This is a genomic window from Bradyrhizobium sp. USDA 3311, from assembly GCF_054062495.1.
Genome location: NZ_JBSSFI010000001.1, coordinates 1,664,036 through 1,680,598 on the forward strand (window position 1 = coordinate 1,664,036; position 16,563 = coordinate 1,680,598).

At 64.4% G+C, this 16,563-nt stretch carries 21 protein-coding genes; 10 read left to right on the top strand and 11 right to left on the bottom strand.

Features of this window, described 5'->3' with window-relative positions:
• Positions 1-176: 176 nt before the first annotated feature.
• The 3 genes from ACVWW6_RS07880 (at position 177) to ACVWW6_RS07890 (ending at position 2,338) form a co-directional block, all read left to right on the top strand.
• Complete coding sequence (locus tag ACVWW6_RS07880; RefSeq protein WP_011083338.1) at positions 177-731, top strand: fasciclin domain-containing protein; 555 nt, start codon at positions 177-179, stop codon at positions 729-731.
• A gap of 182 nt (positions 732-913) precedes the next feature.
• Positions 914-1,543 carry a cytochrome b/b6 domain-containing protein gene (locus tag ACVWW6_RS07885; protein WP_028174908.1) on the top strand — a complete coding sequence of 210 codons (630 nt, stop codon included), beginning with the start codon at positions 914-916 and terminating at the stop codon, positions 1,541-1,543.
• A gap of 12 nt (positions 1,544-1,555) precedes the next feature.
• Positions 1,556-2,338, top strand: coding sequence for a molybdopterin-binding protein (locus ACVWW6_RS07890; protein WP_028174907.1), 783 nt, complete (start codon positions 1,556-1,558; stop codon positions 2,336-2,338).
• A gap of 85 nt (positions 2,339-2,423) precedes the next feature.
• Here the strand turns inward: ACVWW6_RS07890 and ACVWW6_RS07895 are convergent, their stop codons facing one another.
• Entirely contained in the window at positions 2,424-3,665 is a 1,242-nt protein-coding gene (locus ACVWW6_RS07895; protein ID WP_456680476.1) for an MFS transporter, read from the bottom strand.
• Between the two features lie 241 nt (positions 3,666-3,906).
• On the opposite strand from ACVWW6_RS07895, the gene leuB reads away from it, so the two are divergent.
• Positions 3,907-5,019 carry a 3-isopropylmalate dehydrogenase gene (leuB, locus tag ACVWW6_RS07900; RefSeq protein WP_011083334.1) on the top strand — a complete coding sequence of 371 codons (1,113 nt, stop codon included), beginning with the start codon at positions 3,907-3,909 and terminating at the stop codon, positions 5,017-5,019.
• Between the two features lie 117 nt (positions 5,020-5,136).
• Here leuB and ACVWW6_RS07905 read toward each other — a convergent pair whose 3' ends face one another.
• Positions 5,137-5,523 carry a hypothetical protein gene (locus ACVWW6_RS07905; RefSeq protein WP_028174905.1) on the bottom strand — a complete coding sequence of 129 codons (387 nt, stop codon included), beginning with the start codon at positions 5,521-5,523 and terminating at the stop codon, positions 5,137-5,139.
• Positions 5,524-5,679: 156 nt separating this feature from the next.
• Positions 5,680-6,459 (bottom strand): hypothetical protein, encoded by a 780-nt coding sequence (locus tag ACVWW6_RS07910; protein WP_456680477.1) that lies wholly within the window; start codon positions 6,457-6,459, stop codon positions 5,680-5,682.
• 116 nt (positions 6,460-6,575) lie between these two features.
• Here ACVWW6_RS07910 and ACVWW6_RS07915 point away from each other — a divergent pair, with 116 nt between their 5' ends.
• Positions 6,576-7,610, top strand: a complete 1,035-nt coding sequence (locus tag ACVWW6_RS07915; RefSeq protein ID WP_011083332.1) for an aspartate-semialdehyde dehydrogenase — start codon at positions 6,576-6,578, stop codon at positions 7,608-7,610.
• A 239-nt stretch (positions 7,611-7,849) separates the two neighbouring features.
• Here ACVWW6_RS07915 and ACVWW6_RS07920 read toward each other — a convergent pair whose 3' ends face one another.
• A complete protein-coding gene (locus ACVWW6_RS07920) occupies positions 7,850-8,494 on the bottom strand; it encodes a carbonic anhydrase (protein WP_060909692.1) in 645 nt (214 codons plus the stop codon).
• A 111-nt stretch (positions 8,495-8,605) separates the two neighbouring features.
• On the opposite strand from ACVWW6_RS07920, the gene ACVWW6_RS07925 reads away from it, so the two are divergent.
• Positions 8,606-9,487 carry an HpcH/HpaI aldolase/citrate lyase family protein gene (locus ACVWW6_RS07925; protein WP_028174903.1) on the top strand — a complete coding sequence of 294 codons (882 nt, stop codon included), beginning with the start codon at positions 8,606-8,608 and terminating at the stop codon, positions 9,485-9,487.
• A 71-nt stretch (positions 9,488-9,558) separates the two neighbouring features.
• Positions 9,559-11,274: a caspase family protein gene (locus ACVWW6_RS07930; RefSeq protein WP_456680478.1), complete on the top strand. Its 1,716-nt coding sequence runs from the start codon at positions 9,559-9,561 to the stop codon at positions 11,272-11,274.
• Positions 11,275-11,323: 49 nt separating this feature from the next.
• Here ACVWW6_RS07930 and ACVWW6_RS07935 read toward each other — a convergent pair whose 3' ends face one another.
• The 4 genes from ACVWW6_RS07935 to ACVWW6_RS07950 form a co-directional block, all read right to left on the bottom strand.
• Positions 11,324-11,743, bottom strand: a complete 420-nt coding sequence (locus ACVWW6_RS07935; RefSeq protein ID WP_028174902.1) for a hypothetical protein — start codon at positions 11,741-11,743, stop codon at positions 11,324-11,326.
• Between the two features lie 242 nt (positions 11,744-11,985).
• Positions 11,986-12,771: a hypothetical protein gene (locus tag ACVWW6_RS07940; protein ID WP_456680479.1), complete on the bottom strand. Its 786-nt coding sequence runs from the start codon at positions 12,769-12,771 to the stop codon at positions 11,986-11,988.
• 81 nt (positions 12,772-12,852) lie between these two features.
• The gene (gene leuD / locus ACVWW6_RS07945) at positions 12,853-13,458 is read right to left on the bottom strand and encodes a 3-isopropylmalate dehydratase small subunit (protein WP_011083326.1); all 606 of its coding nucleotides are present in this window, start codon (positions 13,456-13,458) and stop codon (positions 12,853-12,855) included.
• Between the two features lie 81 nt (positions 13,459-13,539).
• Positions 13,540-13,938, bottom strand: a complete 399-nt coding sequence (locus tag ACVWW6_RS07950; protein ID WP_456680480.1) for a metallopeptidase family protein — start codon at positions 13,936-13,938, stop codon at positions 13,540-13,542.
• Positions 13,939-14,100: 162 nt separating this feature from the next.
• Here ACVWW6_RS07950 and ACVWW6_RS07955 point away from each other — a divergent pair, with 162 nt between their 5' ends.
• A complete protein-coding gene (locus ACVWW6_RS07955; protein ID WP_404526076.1) occupies positions 14,101-14,391 on the top strand; it encodes a hypothetical protein in 291 nt (96 codons plus the stop codon).
• Between the two features lie 8 nt (positions 14,392-14,399).
• Here the strand turns inward: ACVWW6_RS07955 and ACVWW6_RS07960 are convergent, their stop codons facing one another.
• Complete coding sequence (locus tag ACVWW6_RS07960) at positions 14,400-14,609, bottom strand: hypothetical protein (RefSeq protein ID WP_456680481.1); 210 nt, start codon at positions 14,607-14,609, stop codon at positions 14,400-14,402.
• Between the two features lie 249 nt (positions 14,610-14,858).
• On the opposite strand from ACVWW6_RS07960, the gene ACVWW6_RS07965 reads away from it, so the two are divergent.
• The gene (locus ACVWW6_RS07965; RefSeq protein WP_456680482.1) at positions 14,859-15,119 is read left to right on the top strand and encodes a hypothetical protein; all 261 of its coding nucleotides are present in this window, start codon (positions 14,859-14,861) and stop codon (positions 15,117-15,119) included.
• A gap of 4 nt (positions 15,120-15,123) precedes the next feature.
• On the opposite strand, the gene ACVWW6_RS07970 is transcribed toward ACVWW6_RS07965, so the two are convergent.
• Positions 15,124-15,423 (bottom strand): DUF1330 domain-containing protein, encoded by a 300-nt coding sequence (locus tag ACVWW6_RS07970; protein ID WP_038965080.1) that lies wholly within the window; start codon positions 15,421-15,423, stop codon positions 15,124-15,126.
• Between the two features lie 186 nt (positions 15,424-15,609).
• Between ACVWW6_RS07970 and ACVWW6_RS07975 the strand changes: the two genes are divergently transcribed.
• Positions 15,610-16,143 (top strand): hypothetical protein, encoded by a 534-nt coding sequence (locus ACVWW6_RS07975; protein ID WP_456680483.1) that lies wholly within the window; start codon positions 15,610-15,612, stop codon positions 16,141-16,143.
• Between the two features lie 128 nt (positions 16,144-16,271).
• On the opposite strand, the gene ACVWW6_RS07980 is transcribed toward ACVWW6_RS07975, so the two are convergent.
• Positions 16,272-16,481 carry a hypothetical protein gene (locus ACVWW6_RS07980; protein WP_028174890.1) on the bottom strand — a complete coding sequence of 70 codons (210 nt, stop codon included), beginning with the start codon at positions 16,479-16,481 and terminating at the stop codon, positions 16,272-16,274.
• Positions 16,482-16,563 lie beyond the last annotated feature (82 nt).

Genomic DNA, 16,563 nt, shown 5'->3' on the forward strand with positions numbered 1-16,563 from the left:
GCCCCCACATAGTTTCACGCATCACAAAGAATTTTTCCTCGAAACCACTTCGCCAACCCTCCCGTAGTTCGGTCCAACGACGCGCTGCTGCTTCACGCCAAACTGTCGCAGCCGCCGTTGTTGCCCCAACTCAAGCACCGGCCATTGCCGGTCTCAATTCAATCGGGAGACCCTCCATGTCGAAGCGTATTGCCTATCTCGCTGCCGCCGCCTTCAGCGCCCTCGCCATCACCGCGACCGTCGTCGCGCCCGCTCGCGCCGAGGAGAAGACCGTCATGGTCGGCGGCGCCGCAATGTTCCCGTCCAAGAACATCGTCCAGAACGCGGTCAACTCCAAGGACCACACCACGCTGGTGGCGGCGGTGAAGGCGGCCGGTCTCGTGCCGACGCTGGAAAGCAAGGGTCCGTTCACGGTGTTCGCGCCGACCAACGCGGCCTTCGGCAAGCTGCCGGCCGGCACCGTCGACAATCTGGTCAAGCCCGAGAACAAGGCGACGCTGACCAAGATCCTCACCTACCATGTCGTGCCCGGCAAGCTCGAAGCCTCCGACCTCACCGACGGCAAGAAGCTGAAGACCGCCGAAGGCGAGGAGCTGACGGTGAAGAAGATGGACGGCAAGACCTGGATCGTCGACGCCAAGGGCGGCACCTCGATGGTGACGATTTCCAACGTCAACCAGTCGAACGGCGTGATCCATGTGGTCGACACCGTGCTGATGCCGGCGACGTAACACCGCGGCGTCCTGTTTCATCCCCGACAGGGTGCTTTGAGACGGCGAGCCGGGGGCACCCGGCTCGCATTTTTGTGACCAGCATAGCCTGCCGGCATCGACTCGATGTCGTGCGCAGGCGTAACGAAAGCGGACGCATCGGCGTATATTCGGTGTCACACGACGTTCAGGACGGAACCACCATGGCGAGCCTTACAGTCACCGACGAGCAGGTCCGGTCCAGCCCGGCCAAAGTGATCCAGCCGGCCTGGGTCCGCCTCATGCATTGGATCAACGCTCTTGCCATGATCCTGATGATCCTGTCGGGCTGGCAGATCTACAACGCCTCGCCGCTGTTCGGTTTCAGTTTTCCGCGCGAGTACACGCTTGGTGGTTGGCTCGGCGGCGGCCTGCTCTGGCATTTTGCGGCGATGTGGCTGTTGATGATCAACGGCCTTGCCTATCTCGTCACCGGCTTCGCCACCGGCCGCTTCCGCAAGAAGCTGCTGCCGATCACCCCGTCCGGCGTGCTCCACGACGTCAGGGCGGCGCTGACCTTCAAGCTCGGCCATGACGATCTCACCGTCTACAATTACGTGCAGCGCCTGCTCTATGCCGGCATCATCGTCGTCGGCGTGCTGATCGTGCTCTCCGGCCTTGGAATGTGGAAGCCGGTGCAGCTCTATTATCTCGTGATGCTGTTCGGCGACTATCCGACCGCGCGCTACGTGCACTTCTTCTGCATGGCCGCGATCTGCGCCTTCCTCGTCATTCACGTCCTGCTCGCGCTGCTGGTGCCGAAGAGCCTGCGCGCGATGATCATCGGGCGATAAGGGAGAATAGCGATGGCCAAGCGTTCATTCCTGATCCCCGGCGTCGACAAGCGGTTGCTCATCAAGGACGCCATCAAGACGATGCCGGATTTTACCCGTCGCCGCTTCATCGCGGGCGGCGCCAGCCTCGGCGCGCTGACGCTGCTGACCGGCTGCGACGTCGTGGACTCGTCCTCGGCCGATACGCTGCTGGCGCAGGTCTCGAAGTTCAACGACGCCGTGCAGGCCTTCATCTTCAATCCCGACGCGCTGGCGCCGACCTTCCCCGAGAGCGCGATCACGAAGCCGTTTCCATTCAACGCCTATTACGATCTCGACGACGCGCCCGAGGTTTCGGCCGCCGACTGGAAGCTCGAAGTGCGCGGCCTCGTCGACAACAAGAAGTCCTGGACGCTGGACGAGCTCTACAAGTTGCCGCAGGTCACGCAGATCACGCGTCACATCTGCGTCGAGGGCTGGAGCGCGATCGGCAGCTGGACCGGCACGCCGCTCCGCGATTTCCTCAAGCTGATCGGCGCCGACACGCGCGCCAAATATGTCTGGTTCCAGTGCGCCGACAAGGACGGCTACAATTCGCCGCTCGACATGCGCAGCGCGCTGCATCCGCAGACCCAGATGACGTTCAAATATGCCAACGAGATTTTGCCGCGCGCCTACGGCTTCCCGATGAAGATCCGCGTGCCGACAAAGCTCGGCTTCAAGAACCCGAAATACGTGGTCTCGATGGAAGTCACCAACGACTACAAGGGCGGTTACTGGGAAGACCAGGGGTATAATTCGTTCAGCGGGAGCTGATTGAGGCAGTCATTCCGGGGCTCGCGAAGCGAGTGCTGCCGTAGGGTGGGCAAAGGCGCAACGCGCCGTGCCCACCACCTTCCCGTTATTTTAGAGATCGTGGGCACGCTTCGCTTTGCCCACCCTGCGGTACCGATTGCCGGGCCGGCCCCACCTTCCGCTGGCACAGCGCCGCCACCGCGCCCAACGCCAGCAGCGCCGCCGAGACGTTCAGCGCGTAACTCAGGCTGCCCAGCGCATCCGTGATGGCGCCGACCACGATCGGCCCCAGCGTCTGGCCGACGCCGAACGAGATCGTCATCGCCGCGATCGCGGTCGGCCATACCTCGGGCGGATAGTTGAAGCGGACGAAGGCCGTGGTCGAGCCGACCACCGCGAAGAAGGCGACGCCGAACACGACCGCCGAGACCGCGAGCCACGCCGGCGAATGCCCCAGCATCGGCAAGGCTGCGCCGAGCGCGTTGGTGCCGAGGATGATGGCGGTGGCAAGCCCGCCGCGATCGAGCGCGAGGACGCCGCGCCAGACCCACGGCGTGACGAAGGCACTGAGGCCGATCAGGCTCCAGAACGCCGCCTGCGCCGCGGCTCCGCCACCGCCGTCGCGCACATAGGCGATCATGAAGGTCATGTAGGCGATGTAGCCGGCGCCGAACAGGAAGTAGCCGGCGAGATAGATCAGAACGGGGAGAATCGCGAACGAGGCGTGGCTGCCTTCGGTGAAACGCACGCGGCTCTCGATGCGGACCAGGAACAGCGGGACGGTCATCGCGGCCGAGAGCAGCGTCATCGCCCACCACACCAGCCACCACGAGCCCGGCCCGAAATGCTGGAGCGTGAACGGTGCGATCAGGCCCGAGGCGAGAATGCCGATGCCGGGGCCGGCATAGAACAGGCTGAGCAGGAAATTCGCCCGCGCGGGCTGCGACTGCGCGATCGAAGCGGCCAGCGCGCCGCCGGCGACGAAGCCGGCCGCAGCACCCAGGCCCAGCACGAGGCGTGCAAGGCTCAGCGCCACGAAATTCCCGGTCAGTGCGCAGGTGGCGAGCGCGGCGACGCAGGCGAGGGTTCCGCCGCGGATTGCCGCCGACCAGCCGACGCGCTGGATCAGCCGGGACGCCACCAGCGCGCCCACGAGGTAGCCGACGGCGTTGATGGTGTTCATGAAACCGGCCGCCGAGTAGGACCAGCCGAGGGTCTCCCGCATGTCGGGCAGCACCAGCGCATAGGCAAAGCGGCCGATGCCGAGCCCGACGGTCGCTGCCAGCGACAGGATCAGGATCAGCCGCGCGGGGTGCGCGTCGGGCGGGGGGCGGTCAGGCGCGTGCAAGGGGGTACTCCGGCGTCCCGCACTGTGGCAGGCCCTGCCGGTCTTGCACAGCCGCGGCGCGGCAATGGTGTCTTGCCAAGCGCGCAACGCCGCTCTAGCACTCCGGCCGGCCGTCATTCCGGGGCGCACGCGAAGTGGGCGAGCCCGGAATCCATAATCCCGGCTGGTGGTTATGGATTCCCCCGCCCGCGCCAAGAGGCGCGTCCCGGAATGACGAGAGAGGATCGAGAAGGAAACGACCATGGCGACCCACAAACTGCTGCTGCTCCCCGGCGACGGTATCGGCCCCGAGGTGATGGGCGAGGTGAAGCGGCTGATCGACTGGCTCAATTCGGCCGGGATCGCCAAATTCGAGACCGACACCGGCCTCGTCGGCGGCTCCGCCTATGACGCGCACAAGGTGTCGATCTCCGAGGGCGACATGGCCAAGGCGCTGGCCGCCGACGCCATCATCTTCGGCGCGGTCGGTGGTCCCAAGTGGGATGCCGTTCCCTACGAGGTGCGCCCCGAAGCCGGCCTGCTGCGCCTGCGCAAGGATCTCGGCCTGTTCGCCAATCTCCGCCCCGCGGTGTGCTACCCCGCGCTGGCCGATGCCTCGAGCCTGAAGCGCGAGGCGGTCGAGGGCCTCGACATCATGATCGTGCGCGAGCTCACCGGCGGCGTCTATTTCGGCGAGCCCAAGACCATCACCGATCTCGGCAACGGCCAGAAGCGCGCCATCGATACCCAGGTCTACGACACCTATGAGATCGAGCGCATCGCCCGCGTCGCCTTCGACCTTGCCAAGAAGCGCAAGAACAAGGTGACGTCGATGGAGAAGCGCAACGTCATGAAATCGGGCGTGCTCTGGAACGAGGTCGTGACCCAGGTCCACAAGCGCGAATATCCCGACGTCACGCTCGAGCATCAGCTCGCCGATTCCGGCGGCATGATGCTGGTGAAGTGGCCGAAGCAGTTCGACGTCATCGTCACGGACAACCTGTTCGGCGACATGCTGTCCGACATCGCGGCGATGCTGACCGGCTCGCTCGGCATGCTGCCCTCGGCCTCGCTCGGCGAGGTCGACGTCAAGAGCAAGAAGCGCAAGGCGCTGTACGAGCCCGTGCACGGCTCGGCGCCCGACATCGCCGGCAAGGGTCTCGCCAATCCGATCGCGATGATCTCGTCGTTCGGCATGGCGCTGCGCTACTCCTTCGACATGGGCGCGCTCGCCGACAAGGTCGATGCCGCGATCGCCGCCGTGCTGGCCAGCGGCCTGCGCACCGCCGACATCAAGTCGGAAGGCACCACGGCCGCCTCGACCACGCAGATGGGCGAAGCGATCCTGAAGGAATTGCAGAAGCTGCACGCGTAAGCGGCAAGTGCCGTCATTCCGGGTCTGGTGCTTGCGCACCATCCCGGAATGACGGTGCGAGAAAACAAAAATGGCCGGGCGTGAGCCCGGCCATTTGATTCGGTGCCTGCGTCCGCCTCAGTACAGCGGGAAGTTCTGCGGATAGCCGCCAACATCGGACGGTGGGGACAGCGGCTGGCGATCGATCGGGCGGTTGAGGTTCTCGCGGGCGAAGGACGGATAGCCCACCGCCGGCGGGAAGGCGTAGTCGGAGAACTTGCGATCGCCCGGATTGACCTCGGTGCCGCCGTCGAGCCAGGAGCGCTTGCTCACATAGATGCGGGTGCGTCCCTGCTGATAGACCGTGTTGGGGCCGCTCGGGCCGTAAACGGGCCGGCCGCGATCGTCATAGCGCTGCTTGGTCCTGGTGTCGGCCGAAGCCGGTGCCGCGAAGACCATGGCAATCGCGGCGCCCGCCGCAAGCAACGTCGCCAATTTGTTCGCGGCAGAAAATTTCGAGCTCATCACGTCCCCTTCAGGCGGCAAGCCGCCAGTCGATTTCGACCCATACTAGCCCGGTCGGGGTGGCCGCAACTAGGTCTATTGGGTCACACCAGGGCGGAATAATCGTGCGCGCCGGCAAAAGTTGCATGAATACCAGCCACTTGAGCTTGATGCCGGTCAAAGCGCCCCGCGCAATTGCGCGTTCGCGGCGCCCAGCAGCCAGTCCGGCGAGCCCTGGGGGTCGCAACCCCTGCGCTTGAGCTCGGCACGGGCGAACAATTCCGCCAGCTTAGGCTCGTTGCCCGAGGTGAGCAGCGTCAGCCGGTTCAGCGTGCAGGCGATGGCCGCGCGCTGGGCGGGCAGCGTATCGCCCTGGCAGGAGAAGCCGGAGAGCTGGAGCGCCGGCTCCTCGCTGCGCTTGAGATAGCCAAGGCACGCCTGCGCCGTGCCGGTCGGCCGGTACAGGGCGACCGGGCCGAATTTCGTGTCGATCAGGCCGGCCTGCTCGAGCGGGGCGGCCGCACCAAGTCCCATTTGGACGGCCAGGTCTGCCGTGGCCGGGCGGGCCACGTCGAATTCGCCGCCTTCCCGGTAAATATCGAGCTCGGCGACGGACCGGTCCGCCTCGCCAGTCCAGCGCATCACGTCCCGGCGGCCCCCTTCGGGATGTCGTAGGATGGTATAAGCAGCTGTTTTATCTGATGAATTGAGCCGGCTGATGGCGAAGGCCGGATGCGAGTGGTCGGCCACGCTCCAGCCCGGCTTCAGCGCCGGATCGTCGTCGCGCAGGCTCGGGAGCTGACCCAAGGCCGCAAGGCCCAGGATGGCAAACAGCACCAGCGTCCCCACATAGGCGAACAGGCGCGCCAGCGTGCCGACGACCTCGTCGGCGAAATTGGCGAGCGCCAGATGGATCTGGGTGGGAGTTGCGGCCGTGCTGGCCTCAGGCGACTGCATCCACGGCCTTCGGGCATGGTCCAACGTTGTCTTGAGGCCGGTTCTCGCATAGAAGCGCTGCTCTTCCTGTTTAAGCGTCAGCTTCGGGAACGGGCTTTTTCATCGGAGAGTGAACGATGGGTTACAAAGTCGCAGTCGTCGGCGCGACCGGCAATGTCGGACGGGAAATGCTCAACATCCTCGATGAGCGCAAATTCCCCGCGGACGAGGTCGTGGCCCTCGCGTCACGCCGCAGCGTCGGCGTCGAGGTCTCCTATGGCGACCGCACCCTGAAGGTCAAAGCGCTCGAGCATTACGACTTCTCCGACGTCGACATCTGCCTGATGTCGGCGGGCGGCTCGGTGTCGAAGGAATGGTCGCCGAAGATCGGCGCCGCCGGCACGGTCGTGATCGACAATTCCTCGGCCTGGCGCATGGACCCGGACGTGCCGCTGATCGTGCCCGAGGTGAACGCGGATGCGGCCGCGGGCTTCAAGACGAAGAACATCATCGCCAACCCGAACTGCTCGACGGCGCAGCTCGTGGTCGCGCTGAAGCCGCTGCACGACAAGGCGACAATCAAGCGCGTCGTGGTCTCCACCTATCAATCGGTGTCGGGCGCCGGCAAGGATGCGATGGACGAATTGTTCTCGCAGACCAAGGCCGTCTACACCAACAGCGAGATCGTCAATAAGAAGTTTCCCGCGCGCATCGCCTTCAACATCATTCCCCAGATCGACGTCTTCATGGAGGACGGCTACACCAAGGAAGAGTGGAAGATGATGATGGAGACCAAGAAGATTCTTGATCCCAAGATCAAGCTCTCCGCGACCTGCGTGCGCGTGCCTGTCTTCGTCGGCCACTCCGAGGCCGTCAACATCGAGTTCGAGAATCCGATCAGCGCCGACGAAGCGCGCAACATCCTGCGCACGGCGCCGGGTTGCCTCGTCATCGACAAGCATGAACCCGGCGGCTACGCCACGCCGTACGAAGCCGCCGGCGAGGACGCCACCTATATCAGCCGCATCCGCGAGGACGCGACAGTGGAGAACGGCCTCGTACTGTGGTGCGTGTCCGACAACTTACGCAAGGGCGCCGCGCTCAACGCGATCCAGATCGCCGAAGTGCTGATCAACCGAAAGCTGATCAGCGCGAAGAAGAAGGCGGCGTAAGCCTTCGCCCACGCCTCTCGTCGTCCCGGACAAGCGCGCCAAAAGCGCGCGCAGATCCGGGACCCATAACCACCGGCCCGCATTGTTGCGCGAGCTGGCAACAACGAGTCTTCGCCAAACAACTTCCTGTGGCTATGGGTCCCGGATCGGCGCTCCGCTCTGGACAACGCTGCGCGTTGCCAAGAGCTCCGCTTGTCCGGGACGACGATCTCGTTTGATGCGCCAGTTTACGAGATCGGCTACGCCGCGTCCTTGACGCTGCGGAATTCCTTCGCGACCTTGTCCAGCACGAACAGCGATCCCTCGGCGACGCCGAAATAGGCGCCGTGGGTCTGCATCTGGCCGGCATCGACCGCCTTCTGCACGAACGGGAAGGTCATCAGGTTTTCCAGGCTGCGGAACACCGCGGCCTTTTCGATGCGCTCGACGAATTGCGCCATCGATTCGTGGTCGCGCTGCTCGACCACTTCGCCGGGCTTGATGAACATCTGCATCCATTTGCCGATGAAGTCGCCGGGGGTGAGCGGCTCGATCTTGTCGACGAAGGCGCGGATGCCGCCGCATTGCGCGTGCCCGAGCACCACGATGTGCTTCACCTTCAGCACCGTCACGGCATATTCGAGCGCGGCCGAGACGCCGTGCGCGTTGCCGTCGGGCTGATACACCGGCACCAGGTTGGCGATGTTGCGGACGACGAACAATTCACCCGGGCCGACGTCGAAGATCACCTCGGGCGAGACGCGGCTGTCGCAGCAGCCGATCACCATCACTTCCGGGAACTGCCCCTTCACCGACAGTTCACGGTAGCGGCTCTGCTCGGTCGGCAGCCGCTGGGTGGCGAAGGCTTGGTAGCCTTCCAGCAAATGCTTCGGGAATGTGACCATGGCCTATGCCTAACCATATGCCGCAGGGGCGAACAAGCCTTTCGAATAGGCATGCCAGATGCTATCGGCTCAGGTCAGAAGAGATATGAGGAAACCGGAAGGACCATTCGCATGACCCGCCCGCGCCGCAGCCATCTGTTCATGCCCGGCTCTAACCCCCGCGCGCTGGAGAAGGCGCGGAATCTGGCCGCCGACGGCCTGATCCTCGATCTCGAGGATTCCGTCGCCCCTGACGCCAAGGCGGCGGCACGCGACGGAATCGCCGCCGCGATCGCGGCCAAGGGGTTCGGCAAGCGCGAGATCCTGATCCGGACCAACGGTCTCGATACGCCCTGGTGGGCCGATGACGTCGCGATGGCGGCCAAGGCATCGCCGGATGGCATCCTGGTTCCAAAAGTTTCAAGCGTCGAAGATCTCGACGCGATCGGCCGCCGCCTCGCCGAGCTCGGCGCCGCGCCGACCGTGAAGGTCTGGGCCATGATCGAGACTGCGCGCGCCGTGCTCCATGCCGAGGAGCTGGCCGCCGCCGGGCGCAATCCAACGAGCCGCCTCTCCGGTTTCGTGTTCGGCCCGAACGACATCTCGCGCGAGACGCGCATCAAGATGCTGCCCGGCCGCGCCGCGATGATCCCGATGATCACCCACTGCATCCTGGCGACGCGCGCCCACGGCCTCGAAATCCTCGACGGCCCCTACAGCGACATCAACAATTCCGACGGTTTCGCCACCGAATGTGCGCAGGGCCGCGACCTCGGCTTCGACGGCAAGACGCTGATCCACCCCTCGCAGATCGAAGCCTGCAACGCGATCTTCACGCCGCCGGAAGAGGAAGTCGCGCGCGCGCGAAAAATCATCGCGGCGTTCGAATTGCCCGAGAACGTCTCGCGCGGCGCGATCCGCCTCGACGGGGCGATGGTGGAACGCCTGCACGCCGACATGGCCAAGCGTACCATCGAGATCGCGGACGCGATCGCCGCGATGAGCAAGGGCTGAGCGACCCGGTCGCATTCAAGTCGTGATTCCCTAAGCGACCGCAGCTTTTCCCGTTGCGGTGGTGACGGACAATGCTACGCTCGCGCCCGATATTTGATCCGGGCAAGTATTTGATGCGCATTTTTTGGGTCGCCGTCCTCCTCGCCTCGTCACTCTCCTTCGTCTCGCCAGCGCTTGCACAGCAGGCCCGGGTTGCGCTCGTCATCGGCAACGGCGCCTATGAGAAAGTGCCTGAGTTGCCGAACCCGACGCGCGATGCGGCCGACATCGGCCGCGCCTTCGAGCGTCTCGATTTCAAGATTACTCAGGTCAAGAACGCCAACGCGCAAGAGATGAGGAAGGCCGTCGTCGAGTTCGGCCGGGCTGCTGAGGGAGCCGATCTCGCCGTGGTGTTCTACGCGGGGCACGGCATGGAGGTCAGCGGCGAGAACTGGCTGATTCCGGTTAGCGCAGAGCTGCGCAGCGACACCGACATCGAGAGCGAGGCCATCAGCCTGCGCTCCGTGAGCCTTCAGGTCTCGAAGGCCCGGAAGCTGGGCCTAGTCATTCTCGACGCGTGCCGCAACAATCCGTTCGCAGCGAAGATGAAGCGGTCGATCGCCACCCGGGCCGTAGCTCGTGGGCTCGCGCCGACTGAGCCCTCCGACAATGTTCTGATTGCCTACGCCGCCCGCGACGGCACCACGGCGAGTGACGGCGATGGCCGGAACAGCCCCTTTACCGCGTCGTTGCTTCGCCACATTGAAACACCGGGCCTCGAGATATCGTTTCTGTTTCGCCGGGTCCGCGACGACGTGATGGCGGCGACCAAACGCGAACAGCAGCCCTTCGTGTACGGCTCCCTGTCGAAGGAGGAGATCTACCTGAAGGCGCCTGCCGCGAGCGCTCAGGCGCCAGCCGCATCACCGCCGGCGGCCGCGGCTCCCGCAGAGGACGAGAAGTTTTGGCTGGCGATCCAGACGTCGACCGTGGCGGGCCTGTTTGAGGAGTTTCTGGCAAGATATCCGCGCAGCGGCCATGCTGCAGAGGCTCGCCAGCGGATCAAGGATCTCAAGGCCAGCGAAGTGGCGGCCGTGCCGTCCCTCACCGCCTCTCCGGCATCGGATGCGAGCCGGCGCCAGGGACCAGATACGAAAGCCGTCGTCCGAAACGTTTTTGCGCCCGAGGATAACCAGAAAGTTGCTGCCATCGCGGCCGCGCAGCAGCTCAAGCTGCCGAGCTTCACGATCTCGTCCGGTCACGACGTCCAGCCCAAATCCGATTCCAAATTTGTTGGCGTGTGGTCCAACAAGCGTGGGTGGACGAATGGCAAGGGACGCTATGCCATGCTGATCGTTACCGAGGTGTCCGCCACGGGATTGGCCAAGGGGTACTATCTCTGGGGGCCGCCGACAAAGGCATCGTGGGTCAAAGACGAGGCCGGGTATCAATCGTTCGCAGAGTACATTACGGACAACAAATTCTCGATCACCGGGACGCCAGTTACGGTCAGGATGGAGAAGAACGTTCTGGCCCTCTCTTCCTTCAGGAAGGAGAAGCCATCCGAGACGGCGAGCATAGAGCTTCGTCCGGTCTGGCAGCTTGTGCCGGTGCCGGAGGATGTCGAGCCTTCAACCAAGCGCGAAAAGACCTCGCAGCCGCATCCCGTCAGAAAGGAGAGCACTGCCGAGCCGCACGCTCCGGCGAGCGTCGGCGGCGCGAGCATGGAAGAGCGTTATCGCGCCTGCAGGAAGCTCGTGAAGGGATTTGCCCGGCGCGAGGCTTGCGCGCGAACCGGTGTGATCTAGCGCCGGCGACGCGTCCGTCGCCAGGGCATCGATCGGTGCGGACGACCGCTCAATGCGTCTCCACGTCTGCGCGCTCGAGCGATTCCAGCGTCGCGGCATTGCCGCAATAACCGTGGTAGTTCTCCGCGGCGGTGCCGTCGGCGAGATCGCGGTCGCACTGTCCCTTGTGACCGCAGAGCGAGCAGACCCGCTCCATGTCGCGCAGCAGCAGCGGCTGCGCGCGTCCGAGCCCTTCCGCACTGATGCCGAGCTGCTCCAGCATCTTGGGCAGCTCATCGGCGGCGTGCTTGCCATGGCGGACCAGCTCTTCGAGATCATCAGGCGCGATCCTGAGATCGCTCGCGATCCGGTCGAAATCGGCGCGATCGAGCTGCCGCATTTCGTTCATCTCGCGGCGATGCTTCAGCCAGCTCGCAAAGGAGTCGATGAGGTCCTGAACGATGGGATAAGGCCTGCTTGCGGTGCTCATGCGAGGCTCCTCTTGGGGTCGTGAAATTGGAACCAGATTAGGCACAATGATGCAGGAGCGCGTTGCGCTGGATCAAACAGGAAGAGCGGGCTGCGAGGTGGTCAACCTCTCCCGCTTGCGGGAGAGGTCGGCGCGAAGCGCCGGGTGAGGGCTTTCTCCTCTTGGGGGGCTCGCCTGCGGAGACACCCTCTCCCCAACCCTCTCCCGCAAGCGGGAGAGGGAGCGCACTTCCTGCGCGACAGCTAGCCGAACCGCTCCGCCGCCCAGGCATACAGGCTGCCCGGGATCGGTTTTTCGCTACCGCGGCCCTTGGGCGAGATGTGCAGGCCGATGATCTGGGGGTTGGTGACGAGGCCGAGATAGCTCGAGGGATCGAAGAACAATTTCGGTTCGGCGTGCACGGCGTAGAACGACTGCTTCGGCAGCGCGTTCTGCAATTCTCCAGTGCGACGCGCCAGCGCGGTCAGCGCGGCCGGCCCGAAGATCGCAACGCGAATATCGGAGAGGCGGTTCGAGCCGCCGCGCAGGCGGCGCATCATGAAGGTGATGCGATGGCGCACCGACAGCCAGTTCGGCGTCAGTTCCTCCTGCTCCATCAGCTCCTCGAAAGCGGCAACGATGCCGTGCCCGGGCGGCAGGTAGATCACGGAATTGCCGAGCTGGCGCGGCCGCTCCCAGGCGAAGTAGGGCTTTGCCGGATCGATCTCGACAGGCCTTAGGAGCAGCACGTCGGCGTCGAGCCAGAGGCCGAGGCCCTTCGCCATCAGCTTCATGCGGAAGAAGTCGCTGAACTGAAGCGTGGTCCAGTCGCGCCAGCTTCCGTCGGGTTGCGGCGGCCGCAAGCGCTCTGAGAATGCGTGCGGGAGGATCGCTTCGGCCTCGGCATTCTCGATGCCTGCCGGCAGGCCGGGAATGGTGTCGAAACTGTAGACCGTGACCTTGTGGCCGGCCGCAAGCTGCGAGCGCAGACAGGTCTGGCGCAGGGCGTCCATCGGGCCGTGCCAGAAGGTGACGATGTCGGGCAGCATGCGCGGAAGCTATAGGGGATAATCAGGGCAAAGAAAAAGCCCCGGCGCTTGTCGCACCGGGGCTTGAACCGGATATCGAGATCACGCCCAGGCGCGTTCGCGCTTGAGCTTGTCCTCGTAGGTGTCGATCGAGGCCTTCTTCTCCATGGTGAGACCGATGTCGTCGAGGCCGTTGATCAGGCAGTGCTTGCGGAATGGGTCGATCTCGAACTTGACCTTGCCGCCGTCAGGGCCGCGGATCTCCTGGTTCGGCAGGTCGATCGTCAGCGTCGCGTTGGCGCCGCGCTCGGCGTCGTCGAACAGCTTGTCGAGGTCTTCCTGCGACACGCGGATCGGCAGAATGCCGTTCTTGAAGCAGTTGTTGTAGAAGATGTCGCCGAACGAGGTCGAGATCACGCAGCGGATGCCGAAGTCGAGCAGCGCCCACGGCGCGTGCTCGCGGCTCGAGCCGCAGCCGAAATTGTCGCCGGCGACCAGCACCTTGGTGTTGCGATAGGCGGGCTGGTTGAGGACGAAATCAGGGTTCTCGCTGCCGTCGTCCTTGTAGCGCTGCTCGGAGAAGAGCCCCTTGCCAAGGCCGGTGCGCTTGATGGTCTTGAGGTACTGCTTCGGAATGATCATGTCGGTGTCGACATTGATGATCTTCAGCGGCGCCGCGACGCCTTCCAGCGTGGTGAACTTGTCCATGGTTGCGCTTTCCCGGGTGGTTCTGGGGGAACAGGTATTTATCGCGATCGGGGGCCGAATCCTAGGCCGAATTCGGCAGATCTAGTCTGCTTTGGCCTCGGTCGCCGCCATATCGTCGTCCGAGAGGCCGAAATGATGGCCAATCTCGTGGATCAGGACGTGGCGGACGATATGGCCGAGGCTCTCGTCGTGCTCGGCCCAGTAGTCCAGGATCGGCCGGCGGTAGAGCCAGACCATGTTGGGCAGCCGCGCCACGTCGCCAAAACTCTGCTGGGGCAGGCCGATGCCCTGGAACAGGCCGAGCAGGTCGAACTCGCTCTCGCATTCCATCTCGTCCAGGACCTCCTCGGTGGGGAAGTCGTCGACGCGGATGATCACGCCCTCGCACAGCCCGCGAAACTCCGCCGGCAGGCGCTCGAACACGTCATGGGCCATCGCTTCCATCTCGGCCAGCGAGGGCGCTTTCAATTCCGTCCACATGGACCTCTCTTAGCGTGGGTTCCGCGGCGATGCATCCCGCTTTATAGGATCGGGGCGTTGACGCCGCGCGCGAAAACGAGGAGCGTACGGCGCATCAAGGGGTTGGCTCAGGTCAGTGGTGGTGCGATGCGGGCGGGAACAGCAGTTCTGGTTCTACTGTGCATGGGGTTGTTTTCGACTTTTTTTGTCGGCGGCGGAGCCAATGCTCAGACGCAGACGGCCGCCCCTGAAATCCGACTGGCCCAGGCCGTCTCGCCCGACGCGCCGCCGCCACGCAGGCGCCCTGCGGCGCGCCTGCGTGTCACGCCCTATTACAGCCCGGACGGCGTCTATCCGCGGTACAATCCCGGTCCCGATGCGGTCCGCGAGTGCAACGCGACCTATGTGCAGGAATACCGGCCCAGCGGCACGGTGATCGTGCCGCATATGAGCTGCTACTGGCGCCGAGGCTGACGCCCCCTTCAATGCCCGCGGAGCGCGCCGATCAGGCCGGCGCCGACGACAGCTGCGGACGCGCCATAGACCAGGATCGTCATCACGAGCTGAGTCAGCGGGCTTGCCGCGCCGGCCTCGACGCCCGGTCCCTGTGCGGCAATCGCCGAGCTCGCGCCGAGTGCAAGGCTCGCTGCGATCGCGAGGCGAGATATCCGCAATCCGCTGGAATTCGGCATGACCATCTCCTGCATTCGCTCGACCAGAAGATACGTTCGTCGCTGACGGCCGGTTTTGGCAGCGCCTGAAATGTTGCGCCGGGATTCAGGAACTTGTCGCGCGCCCTCTGCATTCAGGTCCGGGGCGCGTTCATCCATAGCCTATTCAGTCTCAAGGCTCTAGGGTCCGGCCCTAATCCTTGTGTCGTAACGCCTGGTCAGCGCGTGCACCGCAAGAACGAAGCCCGCATGCTGGGCGCGGAGGTCGTCATGACGCGATGGATTGCATTGGCCGTTATCGTTGGGCTCGCCGCCGCCATGCCTCGCGCTTCCGCGGTGCAGAGAATGACGAAGCCGGATGCCTCGGCGGGGATCGCAGTTTTTGATGCGCGACGACACGCGCGACATGACGACATTGCGCGGCACTCTGCGTCCCGTGATCCGCGCTACTACGCGCGGCCTGTCTACTACCGTCCCTATCCCTACGGTGTGCCCGCTCCCTTCGTGCTCGGTTTCGGACCGTGGTGGTGACGCGCTAGCCGGCAGGCGCAAATCCCTTCACCAGCAGCACGGTCGCCTGCGCGCCCGCCTTGCGATCGCGCGAGATGTCCTCGTAGTCGGCTGAGTTGGAGAAGGCAACAAACGCGGCTTCGTCGGGAAACGACATCATGACAAGTTTGTCATAGGGCCAAGTGCCTTCGAGCACGCGGGGCTGTTCGTCGGCCGCGAGAAGCCGCCCGCTGTACTTCCTGAACACATCGAAGAACCGCGCCTGGTAGCGGTCATAGGCCGCGCGGTCCGTCATCTTCAATTGCGCGATCGCGTAGACAGTCATTGCAAGAATTCCTCCCATCGCGGCACTGCGCCGCGGCGCGTTGCCCGCAACATCGTTCATTCATGACGCGTTCACGTCGCTGTCCCTAATTTAATCTTGGGAGCGACCGCGAATGAACAGCCAAATGAGCAGCGGTGGCGCGAGGCGCTGCGCCGCAATGCCGCTGTCCAGGTTCAGGAGAATTCGATGCTGAGGATTCTGGGTGTTGGGACAGGCTCGATACGCTTGCTCGGGCTGGCGGCCGTTGCCACGCTGATGCTGTCGGCTGGGACGGCGCGCCGCGCCGAGGCGATGACTCCAATCAATCCGGCGGCGTTGCCGGCAGCGAAGGCCGCAAGCGACGACCTCGTTACGCAGGTTCGCCACGGCGGCGGGGGACATGGTGGTGGCGGACATTTTCACGGCGGCGGCGGTGGCTTCCGCGGTGGCGGAGGACATTTTGGCGGCTTCCATGGCGGCGGCTTCCGTGCCGCGCCGGCCTTTCACGGCGGCGGCATTCGCTACGGCGGAATCCACCACTATGGCGGCTATCATCGCTACGGAATCTATCGCCCGCACTACGGCTATCGCCACTTCCACCGGCGCTATTATTACGGCGGCTACTATCCCTACTACCACTATCCGCGCCGCTGCCGGATCATCTGGACCTATTACGGCCCGCGCCGCATCTGCCGCTGGCACCATTGGCATCGCTGGCACTATCCGTACCGCTATTGGTGATGTGAGTTACGCCTGAAATCAGCGCAGTCATTCCGGGATGGCGCGTTAGAGCCAGACCCGGAATCTCGAGATTCCGGGTTCGCCCTATGGGCGCCCCGGAATGACTGCGGATAGTGGCGCTCTTTGATTCAGAGCCAATCCTTCAGCTTCCACGACGAAGCTTTCCACCGCATCAGGTTCTCGAGCTTCCACTGCTTGAACATCGCCGGCGGCCAGCGGCTGAGCTTTGAGGTCTCCTCGACCTCCGGCTTGGCGACGATGCGCAAGGGTGTCGCGCGCCGCCGGTGCTGGCGGGTCGCCTCGCTGATCAGATCGACATATTCAGGCTTGTTGGCCATCAGGCGTGTCCTCGCGAAGTCGTCGCGAGGACGCAGTGTCGGCGCTGGCGATTAACGGCGGTTTGCCGCTTTAGCTCAAATT

Excerpts from the sequence above, each read along its gene's own strand:
- ACVWW6_RS07965 (WP_456680482.1), top strand. The coding sequence starts at position 14,859 with ATGACGCGATGGATTGCATTGGCCGTTATCGTTGGGCTCGCCGCCGCC.
- ACVWW6_RS07960 (WP_456680481.1), bottom strand. The coding sequence starts at position 14,609 with ATGCCGAATTCCAGCGGATTGCGGATATCTCGCCTCGCGATCGCAGCG.
- ACVWW6_RS07955 (WP_404526076.1), top strand. The coding sequence starts at position 14,101 with ATGGGGTTGTTTTCGACTTTTTTTGTCGGCGGCGGAGCCAATGCTCAG.
- ACVWW6_RS07885 (WP_028174908.1), top strand. The coding sequence starts at position 914 with ATGGCGAGCCTTACAGTCACCGACGAGCAGGTCCGGTCCAGCCCGGCC.
- ACVWW6_RS07940 (WP_456680479.1), bottom strand. The coding sequence starts at position 12,771 with ATGCTGCCCGACATCGTCACCTTCTGGCACGGCCCGATGGACGCCCTG.
- ACVWW6_RS07880 (WP_011083338.1), top strand. The coding sequence starts at position 177 with ATGTCGAAGCGTATTGCCTATCTCGCTGCCGCCGCCTTCAGCGCCCTC.
- ACVWW6_RS07930 (WP_456680478.1), top strand. The coding sequence starts at position 9,559 with ATGCTACGCTCGCGCCCGATATTTGATCCGGGCAAGTATTTGATGCGC.
- ACVWW6_RS07915 (WP_011083332.1), top strand. The coding sequence starts at position 6,576 with ATGGGTTACAAAGTCGCAGTCGTCGGCGCGACCGGCAATGTCGGACGG.
- ACVWW6_RS07970 (WP_038965080.1), bottom strand. The coding sequence starts at position 15,423 with ATGACTGTCTACGCGATCGCGCAATTGAAGATGACGGACCGCGCGGCC.
- ACVWW6_RS07905 (WP_028174905.1), bottom strand. The coding sequence starts at position 5,523 with ATGAGCTCGAAATTTTCTGCCGCGAACAAATTGGCGACGTTGCTTGCG.
- ACVWW6_RS07950 (WP_456680480.1), bottom strand. The coding sequence starts at position 13,938 with ATGTGGACGGAATTGAAAGCGCCCTCGCTGGCCGAGATGGAAGCGATG.
- ACVWW6_RS07975 (WP_456680483.1), top strand. The coding sequence starts at position 15,610 with ATGCTGAGGATTCTGGGTGTTGGGACAGGCTCGATACGCTTGCTCGGG.
- ACVWW6_RS07890 (WP_028174907.1), top strand. The coding sequence starts at position 1,556 with ATGGCCAAGCGTTCATTCCTGATCCCCGGCGTCGACAAGCGGTTGCTC.
- ACVWW6_RS07925 (WP_028174903.1), top strand. The coding sequence starts at position 8,606 with ATGACCCGCCCGCGCCGCAGCCATCTGTTCATGCCCGGCTCTAACCCC.
- ACVWW6_RS07980 (WP_028174890.1), bottom strand. The coding sequence starts at position 16,481 with ATGGCCAACAAGCCTGAATATGTCGATCTGATCAGCGAGGCGACCCGC.
- ACVWW6_RS07920 (WP_060909692.1), bottom strand. The coding sequence starts at position 8,494 with ATGGTCACATTCCCGAAGCATTTGCTGGAAGGCTACCAAGCCTTCGCC.
- leuD (WP_011083326.1), bottom strand. The coding sequence starts at position 13,458 with ATGGACAAGTTCACCACGCTGGAAGGCGTCGCGGCGCCGCTGAAGATC.
- leuB (WP_011083334.1), top strand. The coding sequence starts at position 3,907 with ATGGCGACCCACAAACTGCTGCTGCTCCCCGGCGACGGTATCGGCCCC.
- ACVWW6_RS07935 (WP_028174902.1), bottom strand. The coding sequence starts at position 11,743 with ATGAGCACCGCAAGCAGGCCTTATCCCATCGTTCAGGACCTCATCGAC.
- ACVWW6_RS07910 (WP_456680477.1), bottom strand. The coding sequence starts at position 6,459 with ATGCAGTCGCCTGAGGCCAGCACGGCCGCAACTCCCACCCAGATCCAT.